This is a genomic window from Legionella brunensis (genome assembly GCF_001467025.1).
In the GTDB taxonomy this organism is placed as follows: Bacteria; Pseudomonadota; Gammaproteobacteria; order Legionellales; family Legionellaceae; genus Tatlockia; species Tatlockia brunensis.
The window spans coordinates 235,838-261,440 of sequence record NZ_LNXV01000008.1 but is presented as its reverse complement, the minus strand read 5'-3'; the positions used below and the strand labels follow the sequence as shown (position 1 = coordinate 261,440).

Below are 25,603 nucleotides of genomic sequence, written 5' to 3'. Positions count from 1 at the left end.
GATTTTCCTTTAGCAGCAACTTAATTGCTCTTATTTTATACTATTAAGCTTAATTTTAACACCCCTGGTTTTACTGAAACTTAATTGGCTTTGTTAGCAAGAAAAGACATGTTAATTTAACGATGAACCGGGCAAAAAGTAGCTAACTCATGCTTAATTATTTATTGGAACTTCGACGCCGTGCTTTGCACATTCTTCTCTTTTTTGCTTTATTGTTTTTTGTATTTTTTTTCTTTGCCAATGATTTATTTGAAGCGCTGGTCGCTCCTTTACTCAGCGCCTTGGGAGCTAAAGACGGATTGATAGCTACCCAAATTACCTCAACCGTATTAACGCCACTTAAGCTTGCAGCAAATGCAGCCATGCTTTGCACGGCCCCTTTTGCTTTACTGCAGTTATGGCAATTTATTGCTCCCGGGCTTTATCAGCATGAGCGTTATAACTTACGTGGGGCTATGGTATTGAGTTTGCTACTCTTTTTCCTGGGAATGTCATTTTGTTATTACATTGTGCTTCCTTTTATGTTTCAATTTTTTGCAAAGGCTGCTCCTACCGGCGTTAAGCTACTGCCCGACATGGCTTATGCTTTGGATTTTATTAGCCACATGCTTTTGCTATTTGGTTTATGCTTCCAAGTGCCTCTTTTTTGCCTTCTTTTGGTGCGTCTGGAGTGGGCAACCCTTGAGTTATTAAAAAAAATTAGGCCCTACATTATCGTAGCAGCCTTTACGATTGGTATGTTACTGACTCCTCCAGATGTGTTTTCACAAATCATGCTAGCAGTACCACTTTGCTTACTGTACGAATTGGGATTAATTTTAGCAGCCTTTAAAACGAATAAGTCTGTCAGATCGGATTTGCAAACAAAAGAATGACAGGGTTTATTAGATTTCTTAATAAAACCGTCAACGCTAATACACCAAGAATCAAATATCTATCAAGATAATAGAGAGCCCCCGTAGCAGAGGGTAAAAAGGGGCTGCAACCTTGTAACCAACGACTAATTGCAACACAAATGGGGAAATATAAAAGTGCTACAATTTCTATAAATATTCGCGCCTCCATAAAATTACCAACAAGCAATAAAACTAAAAAATAAAATAACATGACGTAGCGTAAAGGTCTGTACTGCACAGGCATGTAGTCATAAAAACCGAACCAAAATAGTGGCAACCCGGCAAAACAAAAGTAAAATAATAAGATATTCTCGTCTTCAAACAGCCACATTAAATTAACTTCGTAATGTGTATGCCCTGAAGTCCTGTAATACAATTCAAATACATTACCAGGAAGGTCTTGAACCAATAATAAAATAATTATTCTTGCTAAGAGGTAGGCAACCAATGATAGGAGCATTGGGGTAATTGCAGCGCGTAATTTCTGCCAATGTAAAGCAGGAATAATCAACACGAGTAACAAACTACTTTCCCGGTTAAAGGTTGCTAAAAAAACTAAAGGAATAAAGTAACGCCATTGGGCACGAAGGCACAATAAAAAACCTGCTGTCATAAAAAAAAGGGTAGCGCTATCATAAGGGTAATAAACCGTAGCCTCACCATTAATAGTGAAACGATAATTTACCACGGTTGCCAAAGGCAGAAGTAACAAAAATAACCAGCCTAACACTTGCGACTGCTTAGCATTAAATGCCTGGCCAAGCAGTTTAATTAAGACAATATAAAATAAACTAATCATTATCAATTCGGTGATTAGGAACAACTCTTGCGCTTTTAAAGGGAGAACAAACGCTAAACCATGGGCAATAGCAGGTACTAAAAATCGTTGGCCAAAAGGTAAGCGGGCAGAAAATGCAAGTAATTTGTCTAGAGTTGCGTCAACATAATAACCAGTAAGCTTAATGTGCAGAAGCGCATAACCAAGAAGTAGGATAATTGTTATAAACCGCGATTTATAACTTAATAAATCCTTATTCATCATTGCCAAATTTAATTCAAGATTCATTGAGGCTAACCGATATCAGAGTAAAAAGGCAAGAACTGGTCAAAACCAGGAGAGAGCGATGAATAAATCAGCAAAATTTAATGTCGGTGACCGTGTCATTCATAAAAACCATGGTTATCGGGCAGTAATTGTCGATATTGATCCCTTTTTTCAAGCCTCAGGCCGCATTAATCCTCAAGTTAACAAACGCGAATTTGCAACTCGAAATCCTTGGTATCGACTATTGGTTGATGAGAGTAGTCATATGACTTATGTTGAAGAATGCCAATTAATTAAAGATCCTAGCAAACTAGCCATTAACAACCCGCATATTGACAATTATCTTTCTGAGAGTCAGGGGGATTATCATGGCAACAGCCGATTGCATTAACACGGAAAATGCAATTGGCAACTGCTTTTCCAAAATTAAGTATGGCGAAGCATAAAAACTAGAAAAGCAATAAATAAAATCAAAATAAGCGCCAAAAACCCCATTGTAGCAAAACTTTTACTAAGGTTTTCCCGGCTGAATTGTTCAGGACGCCCTTTAATACTACGGTATAAAACCCAAATGATAAGTCCTGCCGCGACTATTCCTAAAACCTGGTATAAAGTCTCCATTACTCTTCCCCTTTCATTGCTTCGAAAGCAAATGCGTCTGAAAATAATTGCTCTCTTGGTACACCATGAGAAACCAAGATATCTCGTATCGCATAGACCATATCAAAAGGTCCAGCAATCACAATTTGCCATTGTTGTAGGTCTTGTGAGTGATGGTCAAGAATTACAGAGGCTAATGTTTCTTTGCTGGTATTAGACAACAAAGAAAAATAATGGAAGTGTTCAACATGAGCCTGCCATTGCATCACCTTTTCATCCATGTACAAATCACTTTGCGATCGAGCTCCCCAGAATAATTCAAAAGCGCGTTTATCACCAGTCGCTAATAACTGCTCTATCATTGCCTTAATAGGCGCAAATCCTGTACCACCAGCAATAAATAAAATCGGCTTACTCATTTGTAGCTTATTGAGATGACACCCTCCCTGAGGCACGCGAATCCTTACAGTTCCTTTTTGTTTAATTTCTGCAAGTAATTGTTGATTGGCCGGATTATCCTGACTATGACGAATATGTAATTCATATTGATGAGAGCCCAAGGGAGCATTTGCGATTGAATAGCTTAACTCACCGTCTGCAGAAAGGACTTGTAAATATTGCCCTGGCTGATAATCCATATACTTAGCTGGCTTCAATATGATTTGCAAAATACTATCTGTTAATGGTGTTACACTTTCAACCTGAGCAATAACTGGTTTACTCATAAATCTAATCCTAATTTAGGCCAATAGTTTTCTACTTCTTGCAATACTTCCTTACACATAACAATCGGTTTTCCCCATTCTCGCTGTGTTTCTCCATGCCATTTGCTGGTAGCGTCCAATCCCATTTTTGACCCTAAACCAGAAATAGGGGACGCAAAATCTAGATAATCAATGGGAGTATTATCCATCATCACAGTATCGCGCAAAGGATCCATTCTTGTGGTAATAGCCCAAATAACATCCTGCCAATTTCGCGCATCGATATCATCGTCACAGACAATGACAAATTTGGTATACATGAATTGTCTTAGAAATGACCACACAGCCATCATGATTCTTTTGGCATGACCAGGATATTGTTTTTTAATAGTCACTACCGCTAAACGGTAGGAACACCCTTCCGGCGGTAGATAAAAATCAACGATTTCAGGAAATTGCTTTTGCAACAAGGGAACAAAAACCTCATTGAGGGCCAAACCCAAAATTGCCGGCTCATCGGGCGGACGCCCCGTATAAGTGCTATGGTAGATAGGATTATCCCGATGAGTAATCCGCTCTATCGTAAATATAGGAAAGGATTGTACTTCATTATAATAACCCGTGTGATCGCCAAAAGGCCCTTCTTCTGCTTGTGAGCCGGGCTCAATGTAGCCTTCCAAAATTATTTCCGCGCTGGCAGGCACATGTAAATCATTACCAATGCAGGAGACAAGCTGAGTTCGCTGCCCCCGCAAAAGACCAGCAAATGCATATTCTGACAAAGTATCTGGAATAGGCGTTACAGCAGCTAATATTGTGGCAGGATCTGCACCTAAAGTAACAGCAATGGGGAAACGTTCATCTGGATAAGTCTCTTGCCAAGCTTGATAATCCAAAGCACCACCACGATGGGAGAGCCAGCGCATGATCAGTTTATTTTTACTAATGACTTGTTGCCGATAAATACCCAGGTTTTCCCGACTTTGGTAAGGTCCTTTCGTTGTAACCAACCCCCAGGTAATGAGAGGAGCAGCATCGTCTGGCCAACAAGTTTGGATAGGAAGGCGAGAAAGATCTACTTCTTCTTTTTCCCAAACCCGGGTTTGACAGGGCGCGGTACTGATGTATTTCGGAGCCATATTTAAAGCTTGTTTTAGCAAAGGTAGTTTCGCAAAAGCATCTTTGAAGCCTTTTGGCGCCTCAGGCTCTTTCAAAGCTGCCAGTAACTTGCCTATTTCCCTTAAAGCAGAAATTGTTTCCTCCCCCATGCCCAGCGCAACTCGCTCCACAGTACCAAATAAGTTTGTTAGGACTGGAATGTCATTGTCCTTAGGATTAGTGAACAGGAGTGCAGGGCCACCTTCACGTAGCACTTTATCGCTTACTGCAGTCATTTCAAGATAAGGAGAAACAGGATAAGCAATACGTTTTAGCAATCCGCGAGTCTCTAATTGAGCAAGAAAATCGCGAAGATCAGCATATTTCATAATTGGTAGTTAAGATAAAAATTTTGTTGATTATCGCATAGGCTTCAAGAGACAGAAACAATCTTGCAAAACCTAGAGTTAGATAATTAAAATTTTTATAGGGAAAGACAGGCTACAAACCAATTGAGACAGCCTGGATATTCCAACCTTCGATTATAGATTTTTTAGTAAATTAACCAATAAATTCACCGAATCACCAAGAGTGGCTTGTTCATGTTCTGTTAAAGCCTGGAGACTTTGATGCAGTCTATTGTGCAGGAGAAAAGGACTTGCATTAACAAACTCTCTTCCTTTTCCTGTGATATCAATAAAAATAATACGGCGATCTTTTATATCTCTGGTACGGCTTACAAAACATTTTTCTTCAAGCCTGTCGATAACACCAACAAGAGTGCTCATCGATAAATAAACTTTTTTCGACAAAGCAGACAGGGTCATGACTCCATTTTCATAAATTTCATATAAACAAATGATTTGTGGCACCGTAAGGCCATAACATTTATTCAATCGTCTTGAATGATAATCCATATGTTGCATGATGTTACGTAAGGCAAGAATAATCTTTTTGGAGCGCTGCTCTGATTGCAAATCTACCCTCGTGCTTTCTGCCAGAAGGTTTCCTTCTATAGTCGTCATAATGGTCTTTCTAATTCTTTAAGGTTGAAATGGTGTACATTAACCGTTAGTATGAAAATAGTTCGTGTACGAATTATATCTATCGATACGATTTTTATTATTAGGTTCTTATTATATCAATTCCGCGATACAACTGTAGGAGTCATTCAAAATATATACTTCTTTGCCCTTCCAAAATAAAAATCAACAAACAGAAGGATAATGATGCGAAGTCAATTTAATAAATCATTTACTTTATCTAAATCTACTGCGCAGACAGTACCACTCATCGAAGATGAAATCTACTTCCGTAGCAATGGTATACTCACCTTAGGTGTAGAAATTGAACTGCAATTAATTGATGAGTCAAGTTACAATTTATGTTCAAAAGCCAAAGAAATATTGAGTGCTGCGAGCCATCTTCATCGAGTTAAACCCGAGTTTTATTTAAGCACCATAGAAATCAACACCGATAAATGTAGTAGTACACACGATGTTGAAGAAGATCTTTACCAAACGATCGCTGCCTTGCAAACAATGGCTAAAGAACTCGGTATTTTATTTGCCACAACAGGCTCTCATCCTTTTTCGAAATACTCCGATTGGGTAATTTCACCGACTGCACGCTATCAAGACTTAATTGATCGTAACCAGTGGCTTACTCGCCGCATGAGTGTATTTGGCTTACATGTTCATTTGGGCATGTCGAGTGGTGACGAATGCATTCGCTTTAATAATTTTTTTATGTATTTTTTGCCGCACCTACTTGCCCTATCCGCTAGCTCTCCTTTTTGGCAAGGAATTGACACAGGGCTTTCTTCTTGCCGCCCTACCACCTATGAATCACTTCCTACTGCAGGCCATCCCTATCATGTTCGCAAATGGCAGGACTTTGAGCATCTTTATAAGACGCTTAAGTTATGTGGCTCTATCAAGTCTCTTAAAGATTTATGGTGGGATTTAAGACCTAGTCCGGCCTATGGGACTTTAGAAATTCGAGTTTGCGATGGTACTGCGACCCTGTCTGAAACGCTTGCTCTTGTTGCGTTTATTCATGCCCTTGCGCATTGGTTTAGTGATAATGGTAGTTGGCTTGAATCGGTTTCTTGCCCTCCTTCCTGGCTCTCTCGTGAAAACAAATGGCGGGCCATTCGCTATGGATTAGATACCGATTTAGTGGTAAATACCGATGGCAAAACGAAGCCCATGCGTGAGGATATCAAAGAATGGATTGATAAATTAGCCCCTTATATTGATAGGTTAAATTACCAAACTTATTTCGCTACACTTGAAGCCATTATGAAAGCAGGAACAAGTTCTGAACGCCAAAGAAAAGTTTTTGAACATACAAATAATTTTACCGATGTAGTCAAACATAATGTCAGCGAATTCTTATTGCAAGTACCACTTTATAGACGAGAGTTGGTTGTGAAATAACGCTTCCAAAGCCCTCTCGACTTGGCGACTTACTAAAAATTTATGGTTGTTAGGGCTTTGAAGCTGAAGGGCAAATACATCCTATTTTCTGACGGTCATGATACTTTTTGATAGAAATTGAGTATCCATTTTGCTTATCGAGACATCCAATCCTCAGGAAATGCGCATTGTATCTTATGGTTAAATACAATACAATGTGACTTTTAATTTATCCTCATTAATATGCCTTCTCTACAAATTCCATTAACCTTGTTGCCAGAGCTTAGCTTACTAAAAATTTATGCTCAAAATGCTTCTGATAAAAAAGATTTATTAAAAAACTTTATATTTCTCCTTGAAAATTTGAATAATCTCTATGAACTTATGCAGTTTATTGACTTATGTTTCCAGCAAATTTCAGAAACGAACAATGTAGAGGTCATTAAAAATACCTCCTTGATTATTAATTTTATTAACAATAATGCTCATTTGTTTTCAACGCTGGGTATTGAATTAAATAAAAATAGATTAGCCCCTCTAAAGACAAGATTACAATCTAGAAATTATTTACTGAGTAAAGTACTAGCCAATTGTATGAGTTCTTCTTTTTCTCAAGAAACAGATAAAGTTTTTTCGGAGAATGCCCCGACAACTATTTTTATCATAAAGCCAGACTCTATATCTCCTTGCGTTTTAAATTACTCTGTTGGAGGAAACGAAAATACAAAATTGATTGAAATAAAGGAAATAAAAATTTATTTAAATGTAGAGTTAATTAATGGGTTTTCTTTACCTATGCAACGTAATGAACACGCTATTGGATGGATTCAAATTACTACCCTTGATAATGAAAAATTATTAATTGCCAATCCCCAAAGAACATTTTTTCAATCACTTTTAGTGGCATCTTGGGGCCTATACAAGAAAATAAATACTTTTGATTATTCAATACAAAATAAAGAACATAATTGGCAAGACTTATCCACGATGGATATGACCTTAGAGCAATATGAGTCTCTTTATAAACCAATTAGAAATGATCTATTAAAATATTTTGATCATTATTTACAGGAAATGCTCATAGAAGGTAAAGGGAAGAAATTATGTTTATTGGAAATTGGTTGTGGTTCTGCCCAAATGCTTCATTTAGCAGTTGAAAAAGCGAAAGAGTATGAGTTTGAGGTGCTTGCTATTGGATTTGATACCAATACAGTAGCTATTGCTGCATGTCAAAAACAATATAGTGAGCCTTATTATCATTTTTCTATCTCAGATATGATAAATGTCAAAACTGATCTTACTAATTTGTGCCAACAGAAGGGAATCAACCTAAATGATTACATCGTTATAGGCCTTGCTTGTGGCGCAGTAACTCATTTTGTTATGGAGGGATCTAAGCAGGCATTACCTACATTGCAACAAATGTGGGAATTCAATCTCTTTCTTGGTGGTGGCTTAAGAACACTCTCTATAAACGCAAGGATTGCTAAATCCATTGGTTATAATGCTATCATTTTTTCGCCCGCAGAAAATATTATTCTGATGCAAGGCAAAGACAGCTCACAACTCTTAGGTATTAAGAAAAAAGAGTTAGCAAAAAACCCTAATTTTTTAGATTTGAGCTATGCTGCTAGCCCTGTTGAAATCTTAAAATTGAACCCCGAGCTATTAAGCCAAGTAGAAGTAATGGACTTAAGTTATTGTACTTTTAGTCTAACTTTAAATGATATTTTTAATCCTCAAGTAACCAGAAGGATTAAACATGATCTAGCAAACCTTTTTGCAGCTATGCCTAAATTAGAACTGATAGAATTTTATTGCCCGGTCTACCTGCATAAGTCTAATAAAGATAGTCGTAATCAAGTTTTTGATTATTTATCAATCTATGAAGAAATAGATAAGCTCTTAAAAGCAATGTGTTTGGGATCACAAAAAAGATATCGTAATTTTGCCGGGGATACAGGTTATTTTAAAATATATACTGGGCCAGAAAAAGAAGTTCCTCCTCTGTCGACCTCTGCCCGTAGCCGACTCAACAAAGCCACCTTTTTTATGCAGCAAAATCAAAATGACGAAGTAGATTCAGAATACACAGACAGTGAAGAAGAGTCTAACATGTTAGAAGTGTAAATATTGCCACTAAAAGGCTTCATCTAGTTTTTCACGATAAGAACAAGGAGGTTGGGCTAAACCCAACCTGCAAGGAACTTTAACTTTTAATTATTCTTGACGTTTCATTGCCTCAAAAAACTCAGCGTTGGTTTTATGATTTTTCATGCGCTCAAGCAAGAACTCGATAGCATCGCATTCGTCCATAGACTGCAAAATTTTACGCAGAATCCATGTGCGATGTAACTCTTCAGGTGTTAATAAAAGATCTTCACGGCGAGTACCAGAGCGATTGATATTAATAGCAGGGAATACCCGACGCTCAGCAATATTACGGCTTAAGTGGATTTCCATGTTACCGGTTCCCTTAAACTCTTCGTAAATTACCTCATCCATTTTAGAACCAGTATCAACCAATGCAGTAGCAATAATGGTTAAACTACCACCCTCTTCAATATTACGCGCAGCACCATATAAACGCTTTGGTCTTTGCAGGGCGTTGGCATCCACACCACCGGTAAGTACCTTTCCTGAAGATGGAACAACCGTATTATAGGCACGAGCTAAGCGAGTAATAGAATCAAGCAGGACGACAACGTCACGTTTATGTTCAACGAGTCGTTTTGCCTTTTCAATAACCATTTCGGCTACTTGGACGTGGCGATTAGCTGGTTCATCAAAGGTACTAGCAACCACTTCCCCTTTCACTGAGCGCTGCATTTCCGTGACTTCCTCAGGACGCTCATCAATCAATAAAACGATGAGGTAACACTCTGGGTAGTTTTTCTCAATTGAATGCGCAATGTTCTGCAACATCAATGTTTTACCTGCTTTGGGCGGAGAAACAATAAGACCACGCTGACCTCGACCAAAGGGCGCGCACAAATCAACAACTCGAGCCGTTAAATCTTCCGTACTACCATTACCTTGCTCCATTACCAAGCGCTCTGTAGCAAATAACGGTGTTAGGTTTTCAAATAAAATTTTGCGTTTAGCACTTTCAGGCGAGTCATAATTAATTTGGTCGACCTTCAATAAAGCGAAATAGCGCTCATTGTCTTTAGGAGGCCTTATTTTACCAGTTATGGTATCCCCTGTACGTAACCCAAATCGTCTTATCTGACTTGGCGAAACATAGATATCATCAGGGCCAGCTTGGTAGGAGCCGTCTTCTGAGCGTAAAAAACCAAAACCGTCAGTCAATACTTCTAAGACTCCGCCGCCAAGGATGTCTTCACCTTTATGGGAGTGCGCTTTAAGAATAGCAAACAGAATATCTTGCTTGCGCATACGGGAGGTGTTTTCAGCCCCCATTTCCTGTGCGATGTTAACGAGATCGGCAATGGGTAATTGCTTAAGTTCACTAAGATTCATACTTCTCACTTGATGTGTTGGTTAAACGAAATGGATTTTTCCGAGATAATTTATTGGAAGGACAGTCAGGAAAGCTGCTGCCTAGGGGCAATCTCTAAGTTTGCCAGTATCAATATCCAATTTTAGCACAACTGCGCAACAGTTATTAATAGAAAATACAGTTGTAAACAAAATTGAGCTAGTTGAAGTGGCAGCCTGAGAATGGCCACACTTGAGAGACCAGATTAACATAGTCTCTCAAAGAGATCCACTATTTTTCTCCCCTCATCAAAAAATGAATGGGGGAGAATTGCATAAAATTAGGCATTACTTTCAACAAAAGCACTTAATTGTGACTTCGTCAGTAAACCCATTTTAACTGCCTCGACTTGGCCGTTCTTAAATAGAATAAGGGTTGGTATGCTCATTACTCCATATTTAGAAGGCGTTTCAGGGTTCTCATCAATGTTAATTTTTGCAAAAGTAATATTATCACTATGACCAGCAGCCACTTCTTCAAAAATGGGTGTCAACGCGCGACAAGGACCGCACCATTCGGCCCAAAAATCTACCAATACTGGTTTACCAGAATTCAAAACATCTTGTTCAAAACTGGCATCCGTTATCGTTTTAATATTAGCGCTCATGAGTCACCTTTGATGGTTAATAAAATTAATCTGACAATCATTATAGATCACCGCTTACAGCTTGCAACACGCTTAATGCAGCAATTGCTGCTGTTTCGGTTCGCAAAATTCTGGGGCCTAGACTTAAGGGGTTGAAATTATTGAATAAAATCTGCTTGATTTCTTGCTCACTAAAGCCCCCCTCTGGGCCAATTAGCAACGCAACCTCTGTTTTATCAAAATGATAATCTCGCCAATTTTTAGACATTTCTGGATGTAGCACCAACTTTAGTGCCTTCAAATCATGCTTTAAATAATCGTTTAAAGTTTGCATGGCTTTTATTTCCGGAACTTGATTGCGGCCTGACTGCTCACAAGCAGCTACCGCAATGGCTTGCCACTGTGCGCGCTTTTTTTCCATGCGTTCCTCATCCACTCTGACCACAGAGCGCTCGGTCATAATCGGGGTGATGCTGGCGACCCCTAGTTCAACTGCTTTTTGAATGACAATTTCCATACGCTCACCTTTAGAAACAGCCTGAGCCAAATGAATGATACAGGGCGACTCTCGATTAACCAATTGCTCTGATAAAATGGCCACCACTACTTTTTTCTTATGCGCAGAAACGATAGCCGCTTCAAACTCACGATTATCACCACAAAACAGAGTAATTTTCCCACCAGCTTGCATACGCAAGACCACACCCACATGTTGTCCAGCAGCAACAGAGAGCTCAAGCTCTTGACCTACGGCATAATTACCTGGCTGATAAATACGAACCTCTCTCACATCAAACTCGCAAACAGATCGTTAATAACCATTTGTTACCTAAAATAACGCCAGGACTTAGTATACGACATCTGTTTTTAAAGTTAATTAAACTCAAGCGCTATGATAGAATTTTATTTTATTTTTTTATGAAGAGGACAACATGGGCACTACGCGTATAGAAACAGATAGCATGGGGGAAATTGCTGTTGCAGCAGATAAATACTGGGGCGCACAAACCGAACGTTCGCTTCATCATTTTAATATTGGCCCTGATATCATGCCCCGTGAAGTCACTCATGCCTTTGGAATCTTAAAAAAAGCGGCCGCATTAACCAATTTAGAGTTAGGAAAACTCCCTAAAGATAAAGCCGATTTGATAATAAAGGCTGCTGAAGAAGTTCATAATGGCATATTAGATGAACATTTTCCTTTGCATGTGTGGCAAACAGGCAGTGGTACACAATCCAATATGAATGCGAATGAAGTTATTTCTAACCGCGCTATTGAAATGGCTGGTGGTACCCAGGGAAGTAAAACGCCAATCCACCCCAATGATCACGTGAATATGTCGCAATCATCCAATGATACATTCCCAACTGCAATGCACATTGCTGCAGCGATTGCCTTCAATAAAAAACTATTACCTGCTGTACGTAACTTGCGTAATGTTTTGGCTGCAAAGGCTGAAGAATTTAAAGATATTGTAAAAATCGGTCGCACCCATCTGCAAGACGCCGTACCTTTAACTTTAGGTCAAGAATTTTCAGGGTATGTTGCTCAACTGGATGCCTGTATTCATCGTTTTGAAGCGGTTTTACCTGAGTTATATGAGTTGGCATTAGGAGGCACGGCTGTCGGAACAGGGTTAAATACGCATCCTAAATTTGCTGTTGCTGCTGCAAAACACATTGCCACTATCACCAAACTTCCATTTGTTTCTGCTCCTAATAAATTTGCAGCATTAGCTTCCCATGAACCCCTAGTCATGGCACATAGTACCTTAAAAGCATTGGCTTGTGCGCTGATGAAAATAGCCAATGATGTGCGCTGGTTAGGCTCAGGTCCACGATGTGGCATTGGTGAGTTGATTTTACCTGAGAATGAGCCTGGTTCTTCGATTATGCCAGGCAAGGTTAACCCCACTCAGTGTGAAGCGATGACCATGGTCTGTGCTCAAGTCATTGGGAATGACACTACTGTCGCCATTGCCGCAAGCCAAGGTAATTTTGAATTGAACGTGTTTAAGCCAGTGATTATTTTTAACGTGTTGCACTCACTGAACTTACTTGCCGACACCTGCCATTCTTTCCAGATCTTTTGCGCTGAAGGCTTGGAAGCAAACCGTACTCAAATTGATTACTACTTACAACATTCACTCATGTTAGTTACAGCCCTTAATCAACATATTGGTTACGATAAAGCAGCAAAAATTGCTAAGACAGCTCATCATGAAAACACTTCACTGCAAGAGGCTGCCGTTAAACTTGGCTTTTTAACTGCTGAACAATTTAAGCAATATGTGAAACCCGAAGAAATGGTTAATCCAGGCTAAATTAATATCCCACCTTTGATTAGCTATTAGGGAGTCTATTTATATTTCGCCAATTTGGCCAAGAAAATAGGAATGTAAATAGTCCCTAATCGAAGGTGGAGTTTATTTCGTTGTATCCTTTCTCTTGTAAACAACTCTCTAATAAAGGGATATTGTTGCTAAACAGCCACTGAATACCACGATTCAATTCGCGATATAAGGCATATTTTGAATCAATCATGCCTACACCAAACACTTGGTCTTTGTCTGTTTGCAACTGCTTTAACCTGCGGTTGTTCAAGAGTAAATAATGACCCAAAACACCCCCATATTTCTTCTCCAGACTTAACTGACAAAACTCTTTCACATTATTGTGACCTGCGACAAGCAGCAGCGCTTTGTTGGGGAATTGCGAGAATGAAGCAAAGATTTCCTTATCCAGGCTTAGTAAATGATAATCCTCACAAGGATTAAGCTGACTAAGAGACTCTATCAATTGAGCCTCTGCAGTAAACGGTGCTTTAAGTTCAATAAATAGGTGGAGGTGTTTGCTGTAATTTCTAACGACTTCAGTAAGACTTGGTACTTGCGGTACTAATTGACGTAACTCCCGAAACGTTAATTCTCCAATGGCAACATCCTTCCCCCAAAGACGCTTTAACGTTGAGTCATGATTGATTACTAATACCCGATCCAATGTTTGCTGAACATCAAACTCAATCCCCCAACAACCTAAATTTAAAGCTCGTGCAAAAGCGGCATCGGTATTCTCAATGACTATTTTATTTTTATCATGAGCACCCCGGTGAGCTATTAGACTAACCTCCGCCAACATTGACCTACATGGTTTTTTACGCGGCAAAAGAGAAAAATAATAGTCAACAGTTTTTTCTAACAAACGGAGAAATGTCATTTTTAAATAGCTCCATTTTTTTTGTTAGATTTTGTCTGTTTTTATCTTCGTTGCCTAGTTCTTTCGGTGAAAAACACACATCCTTGAATAATGCTTTTTACAAGAAACAAATGGAGCGTCTGCACATGATATTTCCAGCCAAGGATTGACAGCCCGTCTATTCTTGAGTATTTTACCGACCAATGCCGAGGTGGTGGAATTGGTAGACACGCTAGCTTCAGGTGCTAGTGGGGGTGACCCCGTGGAGGTTCGAGTCCTCTTCTCGGTACCAAATATTTTTAAATAACGCTCGATTTACGCGGTTATTTTGCCAAAAGCCTGGCCATAGCAAATACTTTGTCCTGCAGTTAGATTATCAAGCCACTGAACTTTATCACCGTCAGCAAATAATAACACCACTGTCGAGCCTAATTTAAAATACCCCATTTCTTCACCCTGCAGTATTTTAGTATTTTTTTGCTCAAGCTCAGCATAGCTAAAATATTGTTTTTTCCGAGAGCGCCTTAAGTCACCATGCCATTTTGTTCCAATAGCGCCAACAATGGTTGCGCCTACCAATACCATGGCCATGCTTCCCACTGACGTATCAAAAAAGATAACCAACCTTTCATTACGTGCGAACAAATACGGAATAACCCGTGCAGTAGTCGGTTGTACAGAAAATAATTTACCCGGCACATAAATCATTTCCCTTAGTGAAGCATCAATCGGCATATGAATACGATGATAATCTTTGGGTGATAAATAAAGAGTTGCAAAGCGACCATGGGTAAATTGTTGGCTCAATGCCTGTTCACAAGCGAGCAGCTGATGAACCGTATAATAGCGCCCTTTCGCTTGTAAAATTTGTCCCTGCTCTATCGTTCCTAACTCACTTATCACGCCATCTACTGGAGATACGATATCAGCCCCCTCTAAAGGCCGGCATTCAGGCTTTAAATGGCGAATGAAGAATTCATTAAACGAGGGGTAATTTTCAAAATTCTCTTCTCGAGCTTCTTGCATATTAACGCAATATTGTTGAATAAAACGGCGAATCAATAAATTCTTAACAGCGGGAGAACGAACATTGGCAAGGATGCCCGCAAAATGAGTAAGCAGATGCTTTGGTAAAAAAAATTGGGGTAGTGTTTTTATATAATCATTTAGCATAAAGGCAAAATCAATATAAGAATTGTACTAAAAACAGATAGCTTACCATATTTGCAATCTATTTCTTAGTAATCAATTGCTGTTAATTTTCTCATTTGAAAGCTCAAAAATAATTAATTTATAGCATGCATTGTAAGTTCTTGCGATTTTATGGCAAATTAAAAAATAGCTTTGCAGTATAGTTTATTTGGGAATCCATATATTAATTATATTCCTTGACCGCCAGGATGGTAGTCAATTTAGATAAAACGTAACCATTCACCACAACTTTAAAATCTTGGTGAAAAGCCAGCTTTAAGTGTAGGTTGAACTGTGCTGAATAGTTACGACAAAGCGAATACAAGGAGAGTGCACCATGCGCAGTGTATATCATCGCGTACATTACCGTGCCATGCCGTCGCAATCGCGTTTTGGCGTTATCTTTGGCGTGCTGCATAACGAGGCTTGTTATACTGACGAAGAATTGCAATTCCGCACCAGAGTCATCACCGCAAGAAGGAACTCAGGCTTAGATGCGGACCTTCTACAAACAAGCAATACCTGGTTTGCTGACAATCAAGATACAGCCCTTCGGAATGTTAACGAGAACTCCTGGTTTTTTAATCCTGAGTACTTGCCACGACAAGAGATCAGCACAGAAGACTTTCATATTGGCCTTATTGATAATCAGCGTTTACAGTGGTCAGGTTTAGCAACAATGACCCGTATCATTGGGGACTACTTGCTACTGCGTAATAATAATTTGGCCCCAAACCATCTCAATCAACCTATGAATTATGTCTTACTCGATGCCGTGCAAATGCTTAGGCGATTGGCCATGAGTAACAATCCTGAGTATGTAACAACTCAATTAGAATTACTCCATAATTATCTGCGCACTATAGAAATCCATACCTCACCGACGATTGGCAGCGATCGTCTGTTTCTTAGTGATTGCCGACGCTTTATCGAAGACGAGCAAGCGAAGATTACAAATCAAATTCACTCCAGACAACTAAGAACCCATGTCGAGAGAGTGCAACAACAGTTAAATCAAGTTGCAGAGCTAAGACATACCATCTTACATTTTGCACTTAGTGCGGAACCGGTTAATCCTCATCCTTATTTAGACCGTTTTGCTGCAAACCAAGGACCTTTTGAGTCAAACAAAGAGTTTCCCACCCTGGCTGCAAGGGCTTGTGCCACTGTGCGTTCTGATGAACTGACTAAAATTGAAGAAAACTCCTCCAGTCAAAGACTTGCCTCCCTCGAATTATCTGCTACCACCTTGGCAAATTGCCAAGGTTTCAGGTTTGTTCCTAATTTACCAGAACAGGCACAGATTGCTTATAGTAGTAGCTTGGTCGAGCTTCAGGAAATATTGCGTTTCCAAGGGATTGTTGAGCAACTATTACAAGTTTTTGAGCAAGCTGGTGAAGTTTTTACAGTAATTCAATTTCGCGAACAAATGACCGACCTTTTAAAAAACATTGAGCAATTCATCCAGCATTCGCAACAAAATATTCTTATGGTCCTTGAAACCAATGCCGATATTTATCATGAAGCAATCCAGGCGAAACAAGATCTGCATTGGTGGGAAAAATTACTGACAAATCGACAGGAGCAAATTGATGGCTTCATAAAAAACCAAGATAATTTAGCGCGCTTTGACACTACACCCAATAATTTACAGTTAGCAAGCAAGGAATTATTAGCACAAGTTAATCAAATTACTACTCAGCTAAACCAACATACCAGCGAAGACCAACAGTTGGAATTGGTTAGTTCCACACGCGGACTGATAAAACAACTCATGAGCTCCATGCATGCCTGGATTGGACGACAATATGAACTAAAAGGATTGCCTATACCTGAAAAGCAACCTGAAAAATTAACCCTTGTTGCATCAAATAAACCGCACAATGCCATAACAGCAAAAGCTATCCCAGAAAAACTCTGTTTAAATAAAGTCGAATGTGAGGAACCTCAAGAAAGAGTACAAACATCTTCCGCAAGTCAAAATGCACCTTTTTTCCGATTTTGGTCACCTGCACCTGCTATTAATCAACCTCCTTCAATATGTGCCTCCGATACCAATTGCCCTCCTCAGAGGATAAGTTGCGAAGAAACATCTTCCTCATCGCAATCTACCATTTCACCTCATTTAGCACTTGGTTTATTGATACTACTACCCATAGGCATTCTAGCGCTTAAACTACTATATGATAGGTGGCAAACATCCAAAGTTGTTGAGAATAATGATCCAGCTGCCTTTGACCAGTTAAAAACTGCTACTGAAGACTTGCTCTGCATTCTCAATAATCTAATAGCCGAGCTCGATGATCCCTATTTAAAAGACCAGCTGATATTTCTCGATGAGGATTATAAAGCTCTTTTAGAGAAAGCAGGGAGGAATCAATATGATACTGTAGCGATGCAAGAACTCTATGAAGAGCTTGACGCTCTTCATGAGGAATTGACTACTGTAACGAAGATGAAGCTTAATTGACTATTGCAATTGCTGTGATGGTGATTGAACCGGTATCGGTTTCTGGAAGGTTTTGGGCTTTGCATATTCCTTAAGTTGTGATCCATAGTAAGGAAGATGCTCTTCTGTAATATCGCCCACTACACTCAAGTCTGGAGTATCTGATTTTTTTTGTGCAAGATCTTGCTTCATTGCCGCCAGTATTTTTTTTAGCAAGATAGTATTTAAAGAGCTTTCTTCATTACCCCCATCTGTCAAAATTAGAGCCAGTAATTTTTCATTAGCGTACGTTTTTTTAAGGAAACCCTCAACCACAGGTGTTCTGGCTTTAGCGCTAAAAACATTCCAATAATAGGGCTGATAATCATCGAGTGCACGGCGGATTATTGCCTTGATTCTTTTGGGAGTCTGCTTTTCTGCCCAAGCAAACATCACATTACTAAACTGCGCAATTTTAAGTTTAGAAACAGCAATGGTGAATCGTTCATCGTTCTTAACAAACTCTTTGGCTTTTTTTGCATAAAACTCAGCTTTAAAATCATTATGCTCTATAGCATTGCCGACACTTAATAGATTAACGTTTACTTGAGCTTGAGTAGCCTTAAGCATGATGGGTACTAAATTCTTCAGCAAATGGGTATTTAAAGAAGAACTTTCCGTACCGCCTTCACTTAAAATCGTTGCTAACCGATTTGCACAATCATCCGTCGTTGTTTTCAGGTAAGTTTCTACCTCCGGAGCACGATACCGTCTTGCCGTAATATTATAAAAACTAGGCTGGTACCCCTCAATTGTATTAAGAATTATTTCATTGAAGGTTTCTTTTTCAAGTGTATTTACCCAAGTAAATAGCGTATTTAGACAAGAAGTTACAACTTCTTCATCGGTATGCTTGCGTGTTAACAGCGCTGAGTAATCATGAGTCGCACTTTCGTGAAGGGCTACATCCTTAGAAATAAGATGGCGTTGGAAATGCAGGCCGTTATAAAATTGCTGTAGATTTTTAAGGCACTCACCAAAACTACCCTCCCATTTGCTGCCAAGTAGATGAGGCAACACTTCATTCTCAGATTTGTGAATTAATTTTGAAACTGCCTCACAAAAAGCTTGATTATGTTCGACACTTAAATTTTTTCGCTCTACTTCATAATACTCCTTGGTACAGTTATGCAGCTGCCAAACAAAGTTTTCGAGAGCTTGCAATCCTAACTTTAGGTTACTAGCATTATCACAATCGACACTTTTTGACTCTGTAAGGAGCTTTGGAACGCCAATTAACTGGAAAGACTCAGTGAGATTGGTGAACTCCAACTCTTCTTTTGTCGCCAGTGGTAGCGGCTTCACGCGCAAATCATTTGCTAACTGTCTGATTAGTGTATAACCATCGTCAATAATCGCTTTTATGGTGGGGCTATGAGCATCGCGCCAGATTTGGTGATAACGCTGCCTCATTCTTGCCAAATCATAGCGGCCTTCTGGTGGCGTTGTATACGCATCCAATGCGCCATTATTAGACTCTTTAATGTAGCGCTCCCAATATTCTTGCATCTTTTCATTCTGCAAGTCTGCCCATTGAAGTGTTTTGTGGACTGCACTAGGTTTATTTCGTAAAAATCGATTAAAGCCCACAACAGGAGCACCGCTGTCATTTTTAGTGCAACCTGCATAAAGAACGACCGCATTGTAGAGCTCATCATATTCGCGCTGAAACACCCTCATAATATGATCAATAAACGGCTCTTTATTTGTTTTTTCATTAAATAAATCAGGATAAGTTTTTGCTAATTGCTCATGCTTCTCTTTAGGGAGAGAAAGATAATCAAGAGGCATTTCTTCGCCAAAATATTCTTTCAATCGGGCACGTAACATGTCGGGGTCAAAGGTGAGGAGTTCCTTTAGCAAAGCACTAAAAAATTGCTCTTGCCAAGAAATATCCCCTGCCTCGGTTTTCAGCGCCTGATTCGTTGCCAATTTTTGAAACTCGGCATAGGATTGAAAACGCTTCAAAATATTGCCATTACCAGGCAAAGCATTGGTAGGGAAATGTGTTCGCCCTTCCACATTGGGGAAATTATCCAAATGCTTGGAAAGTAATTGCATGCCCTTTTCGGGAAGTTCTTTGGTGATCCCGTCAACGAGGCGCTTGCCCTTCATGATATAGGTATACGGATAAAGAGCCATATCCCAATCAATCAGACCAAAAAGGCTAAAATTTCCAGGATGACGGTCATCACATTTAATACGTAATGCGCTGACTAAAAGTTCAGCCACATTGTATTTCAGCAAAGTTTCCGTTGATGGACAAACCCATTCTTTCTCTTGTGGATCAAGCGGCAGGGTTTGGCCAGAAGTATACAAAGGCTTATAATCAGGAAGATTAACAGAAACAGTTCCTTTAATCCGCCCCTCTTCATCCAGAACCAGCCTGTCTTCAGCACCACGCGCACCTAAAGCAAGACGAACCAATATGCTTGCCGCGACTGAATACTTTGCTAGTATATCAGGATAACTTCCATCCCCAATCCCATCAGGGATTAATTCTTTATAAAATCCAGTTTTAGTTTGACCATCAGTATCTACAAACTCCACTTTGTAGACTTCATGTCCTGATGTCGGCACCGCGGATCCTGCGGTTTTTCTCTTTAACTGGCCATAACGTAACGCCTTCGCTGGCAGTGGCATGGCTCATTCCTTATTTTTCTTTCCCTCGCAGAATATTCATATTAAGCAGAAAATGTTATTGAGTTCAATAGTATTTTTAAAAGCAATAATGCATTTACATAAAATACATTGTAGATTCAATAACCAAAGTGGATGATATTTTTAAAAATTAAGTGCGCTAAAGCAAAAATTTAATTAAAGACTAGCATTGGAGAGGACTCCAAATTGTTTAGCGCACGATTACTTAAATGTAGTTAGCTCCATTTACACTCTCATTGCGTAACACCTCGCCAGATTTGGGAAGAGCATATTGAACACACTGTTCTTTATCTGGGAATTGATAATCATTGGGTAAATTAACACCCTTTTGGAAGATTAGCACTTGTTTACGATGGCCACCTGCTTCGCTAATGGGGCTTTGATTACGTTTATAAAACCGCACCACAGGTAAGGGAGTTCCCTCATCAAGTTTTTCCACCTGATAACGAAAATCTTGATTTAAATTCACAAGTTTATTCAAGAGCGAATGAGAATATTCTTCTAACTGCTGCTCATTAGGTAACTCCTCTCCATCATTCAGCTCAAGCCATATCTCTAATTTCTCTGAGCCATCAGTATCCTGATAAGTATAAAATGCTTTCTTTAAAACTTTCTTTTCCAACGTTTCATCAGTAGTTATTGCACGTTCTAACTCAGTAAATGCCAAGTTTGCCCCATTAAACACCACTGTTGAGTCTCTTCCCCATACAAACATCAATGGTAGATTTGTTTTAGGCTTTTGAAAAATGCCGTATTTAGCTAATAATCCTTGTACATCACTAGAGGCATATACACGGCCTTTGTCACCTAAATCATAGCGAATACGCGATGATGAGCGATCATTCCTTGTACAAGTAAATAATAAATTGTCCTCATCATCACATTCAACATGGTAATTCATCGGATCATAATGAAAAACCATAGGCAACCCCTTATTCTCACCAAACAACTCTCTAGCAAGCCCAGGATTATTTTCAATTGCTTTGCGTACAGTAATCTCATATTCCGTTTCAACACCCAAGTTAATATCAAGATCAGAAGCACCATAAGAAGAGTAAATTTGGTTAAATCCATGAGACATTAATTGATCACGCATTGCCTCCGATATGGCTTGTCCTCCAACAACACCAATGGCTGAAAAATCAGCAAAATTATAACCTTTTTCTTTGGCATAAGCCGTGAGATCTTTAAGGAAAGGAGGATATCCAGCGATAATAACCTGACATTTTTCTTCATTTTGCTTTTGTGCAATAGCTTTAATTTGAGACTTGTAACGTCGAACGATAGGCTTTATCTTCTCATCGAGTTTAGAGACTGCCAAAGTAAATTCATTGTCAATATTTGTACTGCGATTCTTTAACGCTGCTTTCAAAGTTGTATCAATTAAAGAAATAATTGCCTTTTTGTCTTCAGCTGTTAACCTAGGATGTTTTTGCATCAATGAATCAACAGCTAATTCCAGTTGATGCTGTTCATACTTTGCGTTACTTATTAAATTATCAAGAATTTTTTCTTTATCAGGACCTGTCGCAAATACATTTCCAGTATTACGCATGAGCTCATAGGTTGTTAAACCTGTAGCCCAGGGACCAAGAGCAAATGCATTAATATAACTTAAACGTCTATTTCCAAATTGTATTTTAGCGGCTAACTGCAGGGATTTCTTCACAGTTTCCAATTCATTTTCCCCGCGAACCCACACTGTCGGCTTTCCTGTGGTTCCAGTTGAAGTATCTATTTTATAGATAGAAGGGTATTTACCCCCAAAATGAGTATCTGAATCAAATTGTTGGAATTTAATGTAATTTTCTTTTGAAGTAATCGGAATATCTCGAAATTCTGTTTTTGAGGTCGGTACTCCATTAAAGCGGGTAATATGGGTTTTATAAGCGGGAACTTCTTTATAAGCTTCATGAAAGCGTTTTTTTGCAAGAATTTCTCCTGCTTCAAAGAGCTCAGATTCTTTACCTACAAAAAGGAATCGTGCTTTGATTCGGTTCACGCTAACGATTGTTTTTTGGTAAAGCCAACTTAAAAAAGAACCTTTTATATAATCACTAAAACGATTCGACCAATTATCGACTAGACGACGATTATGTCGTCCAGCATGTCGTAAACCCTCTTTTCCTGTTTTAGCCTGTTCTCTTCTTTGCTCATCCCCTTTATTGTCTCTAGATAACTGCTCATTGAGTCTAGTTACTAACTCAGCATCATTAAGCTTTTTATGCTCATCCTCGCCTAAATATTTAATTAAGCTATTGCGGTTAACATTAAATTTTTGAATCTTGGCTTTGCCTGATTCGTCAATTAGCTGTGCTTCAATTGTGATAGTTCTATAAAACAAGGCGCCAATAGGTTGATGAATAGTAACTCCAATCTTGCCGAGAATATCACGAGGATTTGTAGCCCCATTTTTGAACAATAATCTTTGTCCATATTCAGGATGATTAAATAAAACCACTGGCGTATTAAGTTTATAAACTGGCATATAAGTCACCGCTTAAACAAAGTTGGCCGATTATAGAGCGTTAGGATTAACAAATTATTAAGTAGGATTTGTTCCGCACAGATCCGGAGTTGACTACCTAACCCAAGCAAAAGAGATTAGGGTCGTGAAAAGAAACTTCAAAAAATACCTGCCTCGGAGGAAGGAAGCGGCATTACTATGAAAAAATCTCATAGAGACTTTAAAGCCCGCTTATGGCTTGCTAGTAATCCAATGTATAGTAAAAAACTAACATTAGTATTGGTAAAATTTCGCTGGACAGTCGAGTAAAGACTACGCATTGTTGCCGAAAATTAGCGTAGGAGATGAATAAAATGGCAGATTTTGATGGATTATCGTCGATATTACGTCCATCATGCTCAAAATTAGGTGATTTTTTTGAACAACCCATTAGCGAGTTTGCCACTCCGGATATCCCTTATGGAATGACTCAACCCAGGATACTGCTCATCTAGGCTTTTTGGGGGATGGAAGGAAACTATCATCCAAGGAGGCATCCTCATCTTTGAGCACCTCTTTCCAATTCTCGGCATTTTTCTTCGTCATTCCCACTAAAGTGTCATCACCAAATAGTGTATATCTGCTAGTAGAAGATTCTAACTCTTTTTTACGTGCAGGAAGAATAACCTCTTCTACTATCTCTCGTCTTAATTCAGGTTGTTTAAGACCCTGATTTGGATATCCTTCAACCCTTCCTAAAGAGTTACCATAGACATCTTTATTAAGGGCCAGCAATATTAACCCTTTTCTATCTAATCCAAGCTCCTTGGGATCTATTCTAAATGCATCCATTACCGCTAAAGCCGCATCGGCTATTAACTCCGGTGTTCGTTCTTCGGGAGGAGGCAAATCAGACGCAGAGAAAAATTTATTGTCATAAAATGAGTGGGTTAGTTTATTGTATAGACTTGTAATAAAATTAGGACCTACAGTATCATGGAAATATTTCACCTTTGTAGTTCTAGAGTCTATATTTTTCCCAGCCCCAAATACACCGCTTTGCAGATTATTATTTTTCATCCGAAGAGCTTCCATATTCTTAGGTTTGTTCTTTATCATTATTTCAAAAGGGGCAGGATCACCTGCTTTAAAACGAAACGCATCTTTTAAAGAATCCACATCAGGAGTAAATGCATACTCATGTAAAAATTCAAAATAAATGGCTTTCATAATATTTTTTTGATATATTTCCTCCTTTGACATACCATGCTCTATCCTTATGGAAGGAAGAATAACTTCGTTTATGGTTTTTGCAAATCGCGTATAGGCTTCTTCTCTGCTGCACTTATGTTTTTCACAATATCTATCATCATAGGACATAAAGCGTCTATTATGATTCGCATCATGAACCCAAAAATCTTTAGGGGTATTATAGTATGCATCGGTAAATAAAGTCTTTTGACTTATACCTGTAAATGCTAAGGCGGCATATCCTCTTAAAAAAATTAAATCTTCAAGGGTAAGTGGCATGGAAGAAGGAATGACAATCATTCCTTCTTTGTGCTTGAAAGATAACTCATAATGAGTGTACCTATCTGCATGATAGAGAGGACTATTATTATTGTGAGCAATTCTTTCTACAGTATCAAAAAAGTCCATGGTTTTTGAAATAGCTTCTAAAGTAGGCTGATAAGGATACCTCCCTTTGGTATGGGGTCTATGAGGATATCCTGCATTAATTTCTTCTTGGTCTAGTTCAATCTCTAATGCAACATGTCGTAAACCAAGCAATACTTGTGCATATTGGTTGGCCAAAGCGCCTCTCAAAGGAGAATCAGAAGCTTTATCGTGTTCAATTAAATCCAGAATAAAAGGGTGGTTTAACCTCTCAATAAGCTCTTGAACTACTCCATCGAATTCAGGCATAGAAGCTAAAGAACCTTCTTTATTCAATCGTCCTTTCAATCTCGCATAAACTTCAGCAGGGTTATTAAATATTTCTTTCTCAAAAGCATACTTAGTTTCATCTTTACTTTTCATTTAATTCTCAAAATTTACAGCAAGTGATCATTTATTGTAATTTATGCATTTATATTGATCAACAATGATAGTTTCCATGTAGAGAGTTTCCAAAATGAAATGCGCCTGGGTAAGCCTACAGGAGAGCTCATGATCACAAGAAGAATACGCTCATAAGTTAGAGTGTATGCCATGTTCCTGCAGCCACGATATAATCTCTTTGTTGGGAAACTCTCTTTCTGCAAGAACAGCGTATATTTGATGCCTGCCAAATTGTTTAACAATCTCTGTAACAGGACAATTTGTTCTTCACTATTTATCACTCCTTTTGCCAATATAAATTATTTAAATTAAATCAATGAGTTATATCATCCCGTCGTTCTCAGTCCATGAGTCATCCCCATTTTTTGTCCCGTACAAAGAAAATTTTTATATCAGGTCAATCTGTTAACCCATCCTTAAGCTTTGGTGTTTTACACTGATAAAAAGCCCAAAGGAGACGAAAATGTCTAATAAAAAATTATCTGAGCGTTTAAACCATGAGTTAGATGCACTAGGAATTCCTAGTTTAATGACACAACGTGTTGAAGCATGCTCAAAGCTGTTTAATTTATCCAAATATAAAACGGAAGCCATCCTAAACGGGATGGTGTTTGATTCCGCATCACTTCAAATCATTGCTGATGAGCTTGAAGTGAATGCGGATTGGTTGTTAGGTGAAAAAACACACTAAGAAAGCTTTGTGAAATAAA

Annotated in this window: 21 protein-coding genes and 1 tRNA gene; 9 read left to right on the top strand and 13 right to left on the bottom strand. The window is 38.8% G+C overall.

The window, feature by feature from the left end; genetic code table 11:
* The first annotated feature begins 149 nt into the window (after window positions 1–149).
* Window positions 150–875 (top strand): twin-arginine translocase subunit TatC, encoded by a 726-nt coding sequence (gene tatC / locus Lbru_RS06310; protein ID WP_058441329.1) that lies wholly within the window; start codon window positions 150–152, stop codon window positions 873–875.
* On the opposite strand, the gene Lbru_RS06305 is transcribed toward tatC, so the two are convergent.
* Window positions 847–1,962, bottom strand: a complete 1,116-nt coding sequence (locus tag Lbru_RS06305) for a hypothetical protein (protein WP_238583834.1) — start codon at window positions 1,960–1,962, stop codon at window positions 847–849. The genes tatC and Lbru_RS06305 overlap by 29 nt on opposite strands.
* 58 nt (window positions 1,963–2,020) lie before the next feature.
* Here Lbru_RS06305 and hspQ point away from each other — a divergent pair, with 58 nt between their 5' ends.
* Window positions 2,021–2,332 (top strand): heat shock protein HspQ, encoded by a 312-nt coding sequence (gene hspQ / locus Lbru_RS06300; RefSeq protein ID WP_058441328.1) that lies wholly within the window; start codon window positions 2,021–2,023, stop codon window positions 2,330–2,332.
* A 35-nt stretch (window positions 2,333–2,367) separates the two neighbouring features.
* Here the strand turns inward: hspQ and Lbru_RS06295 are convergent, their stop codons facing one another.
* From Lbru_RS06295 to Lbru_RS06280, 4 genes are all read right to left on the bottom strand, one after another.
* Window positions 2,368–2,562: a hypothetical protein gene (locus Lbru_RS06295; protein ID WP_058441327.1), complete on the bottom strand. Its 195-nt coding sequence runs from the start codon at window positions 2,560–2,562 to the stop codon at window positions 2,368–2,370.
* Entirely contained in the window at window positions 2,562–3,266 is a 705-nt protein-coding gene (locus Lbru_RS06290) for an NAD(P)H-flavin reductase (RefSeq protein ID WP_058441326.1), read from the bottom strand. The genes Lbru_RS06295 and Lbru_RS06290 overlap by 1 nt, the downstream gene beginning before the upstream one ends.
* Complete coding sequence (gene ubiD / locus Lbru_RS06285; protein ID WP_058441325.1) at window positions 3,263–4,732, bottom strand: 4-hydroxy-3-polyprenylbenzoate decarboxylase; 1,470 nt, start codon at window positions 4,730–4,732, stop codon at window positions 3,263–3,265. Before ubiD ends, Lbru_RS06290 begins: the two co-directional genes overlap by 4 nt.
* A 153-nt stretch (window positions 4,733–4,885) precedes the next feature.
* Window positions 4,886–5,368, bottom strand: coding sequence for a MarR family winged helix-turn-helix transcriptional regulator (locus Lbru_RS06280; RefSeq protein WP_058441324.1), 483 nt, complete (start codon window positions 5,366–5,368; stop codon window positions 4,886–4,888).
* Between the two features lie 204 nt (window positions 5,369–5,572).
* Between Lbru_RS06280 and Lbru_RS06275 the strand changes: the two genes are divergently transcribed.
* Together Lbru_RS06275 and Lbru_RS06270 are read left to right on the top strand one after the other, a co-directional pair.
* Window positions 5,573–6,784: a carboxylate-amine ligase gene (locus tag Lbru_RS06275; protein ID WP_058441323.1), complete on the top strand. Its 1,212-nt coding sequence runs from the start codon at window positions 5,573–5,575 to the stop codon at window positions 6,782–6,784.
* Between the two features lie 222 nt (window positions 6,785–7,006).
* Window positions 7,007–8,893 carry a hypothetical protein gene (locus Lbru_RS06270; protein WP_058441322.1) on the top strand — a complete coding sequence of 629 codons (1,887 nt, stop codon included), beginning with the start codon at window positions 7,007–7,009 and terminating at the stop codon, window positions 8,891–8,893.
* A gap of 90 nt (window positions 8,894–8,983) precedes the next feature.
* Here Lbru_RS06270 and rho read toward each other — a convergent pair whose 3' ends face one another.
* From rho to Lbru_RS06255, 3 genes are all read right to left on the bottom strand, one after another.
* On the bottom strand, window positions 8,984–10,246 hold the full coding sequence (gene rho / locus Lbru_RS06265) for a transcription termination factor Rho (protein WP_058441321.1): 1,263 nt from the start codon (window positions 10,244–10,246) through the stop codon (window positions 8,984–8,986).
* Between the two features lie 299 nt (window positions 10,247–10,545).
* Window positions 10,546–10,872 carry a thioredoxin gene (trxA, locus tag Lbru_RS06260; RefSeq protein WP_058441320.1) on the bottom strand — a complete coding sequence of 109 codons (327 nt, stop codon included), beginning with the start codon at window positions 10,870–10,872 and terminating at the stop codon, window positions 10,546–10,548.
* Between the two features lie 40 nt (window positions 10,873–10,912).
* A complete protein-coding gene (locus Lbru_RS06255) occupies window positions 10,913–11,641 on the bottom strand; it encodes a 16S rRNA (uracil(1498)-N(3))-methyltransferase (RefSeq protein WP_058441319.1) in 729 nt (242 codons plus the stop codon).
* A 142-nt stretch (window positions 11,642–11,783) separates the two neighbouring features.
* On the opposite strand from Lbru_RS06255, the gene fumC reads away from it, so the two are divergent.
* A complete protein-coding gene (gene fumC, locus Lbru_RS06250) occupies window positions 11,784–13,175 on the top strand; it encodes a class II fumarate hydratase (RefSeq protein ID WP_058441318.1) in 1,392 nt (463 codons plus the stop codon).
* An 85-nt stretch (window positions 13,176–13,260) separates the two neighbouring features.
* On the opposite strand, the gene Lbru_RS06245 is transcribed toward fumC, so the two are convergent.
* Window positions 13,261–14,067, bottom strand: a complete 807-nt coding sequence (locus tag Lbru_RS06245) for a glycerophosphodiester phosphodiesterase (RefSeq protein WP_058441317.1) — start codon at window positions 14,065–14,067, stop codon at window positions 13,261–13,263.
* A gap of 184 nt (window positions 14,068–14,251) precedes the next feature.
* Between Lbru_RS06245 and Lbru_RS06240 the strand changes: the two genes are divergently transcribed.
* A tRNA-Leu gene (locus tag Lbru_RS06240) sits at window positions 14,252–14,338 on the top strand.
* 23 nt (window positions 14,339–14,361) lie between these two features.
* Here the strand turns inward: Lbru_RS06240 and asd are convergent.
* Window positions 14,362–15,219, bottom strand: coding sequence for an archaetidylserine decarboxylase (asd, locus tag Lbru_RS06235; protein ID WP_058441316.1), 858 nt, complete (start codon window positions 15,217–15,219; stop codon window positions 14,362–14,364).
* 355 nt (window positions 15,220–15,574) lie between these two features.
* Between asd and Lbru_RS06230 the strand changes: the two genes are divergently transcribed.
* Complete coding sequence (locus Lbru_RS06230) at window positions 15,575–17,707, top strand: hypothetical protein (protein WP_058441315.1); 2,133 nt, start codon at window positions 15,575–15,577, stop codon at window positions 17,705–17,707.
* Here the strand turns inward: Lbru_RS06230 and Lbru_RS06225 are convergent, their stop codons facing one another.
* Both Lbru_RS06225 and Lbru_RS06220 read right to left on the bottom strand, forming a co-directional pair.
* Window positions 17,708–20,368 carry a hypothetical protein gene (locus tag Lbru_RS06225; RefSeq protein WP_058441314.1) on the bottom strand — a complete coding sequence of 887 codons (2,661 nt, stop codon included), beginning with the start codon at window positions 20,366–20,368 and terminating at the stop codon, window positions 17,708–17,710.
* Between the two features lie 223 nt (window positions 20,369–20,591).
* Window positions 20,592–22,874, bottom strand: a complete 2,283-nt coding sequence (locus tag Lbru_RS06220; RefSeq protein ID WP_058441313.1) for a phenylacetate--CoA ligase family protein — start codon at window positions 22,872–22,874, stop codon at window positions 20,592–20,594.
* 332 nt (window positions 22,875–23,206) lie between these two features.
* On the opposite strand from Lbru_RS06220, the gene Lbru_RS17130 reads away from it, so the two are divergent.
* Window positions 23,207–23,347, top strand: a complete 141-nt coding sequence (locus Lbru_RS17130) for a hypothetical protein (RefSeq protein WP_157061493.1) — start codon at window positions 23,207–23,209, stop codon at window positions 23,345–23,347.
* On the opposite strand, the gene Lbru_RS06215 is transcribed toward Lbru_RS17130, so the two are convergent.
* On the bottom strand, window positions 23,340–24,872 hold the full coding sequence (locus Lbru_RS06215; protein ID WP_058441312.1) for a hypothetical protein: 1,533 nt from the start codon (window positions 24,870–24,872) through the stop codon (window positions 23,340–23,342). The genes Lbru_RS17130 and Lbru_RS06215 overlap by 8 nt on opposite strands.
* Window positions 24,873–25,356: 484 nt before the next feature.
* On the opposite strand from Lbru_RS06215, the gene Lbru_RS06210 reads away from it, so the two are divergent.
* On the top strand, window positions 25,357–25,584 hold the full coding sequence (locus Lbru_RS06210) for a hypothetical protein (protein WP_058441311.1): 228 nt from the start codon (window positions 25,357–25,359) through the stop codon (window positions 25,582–25,584).
* Window positions 25,585–25,603 lie beyond the last annotated feature (19 nt).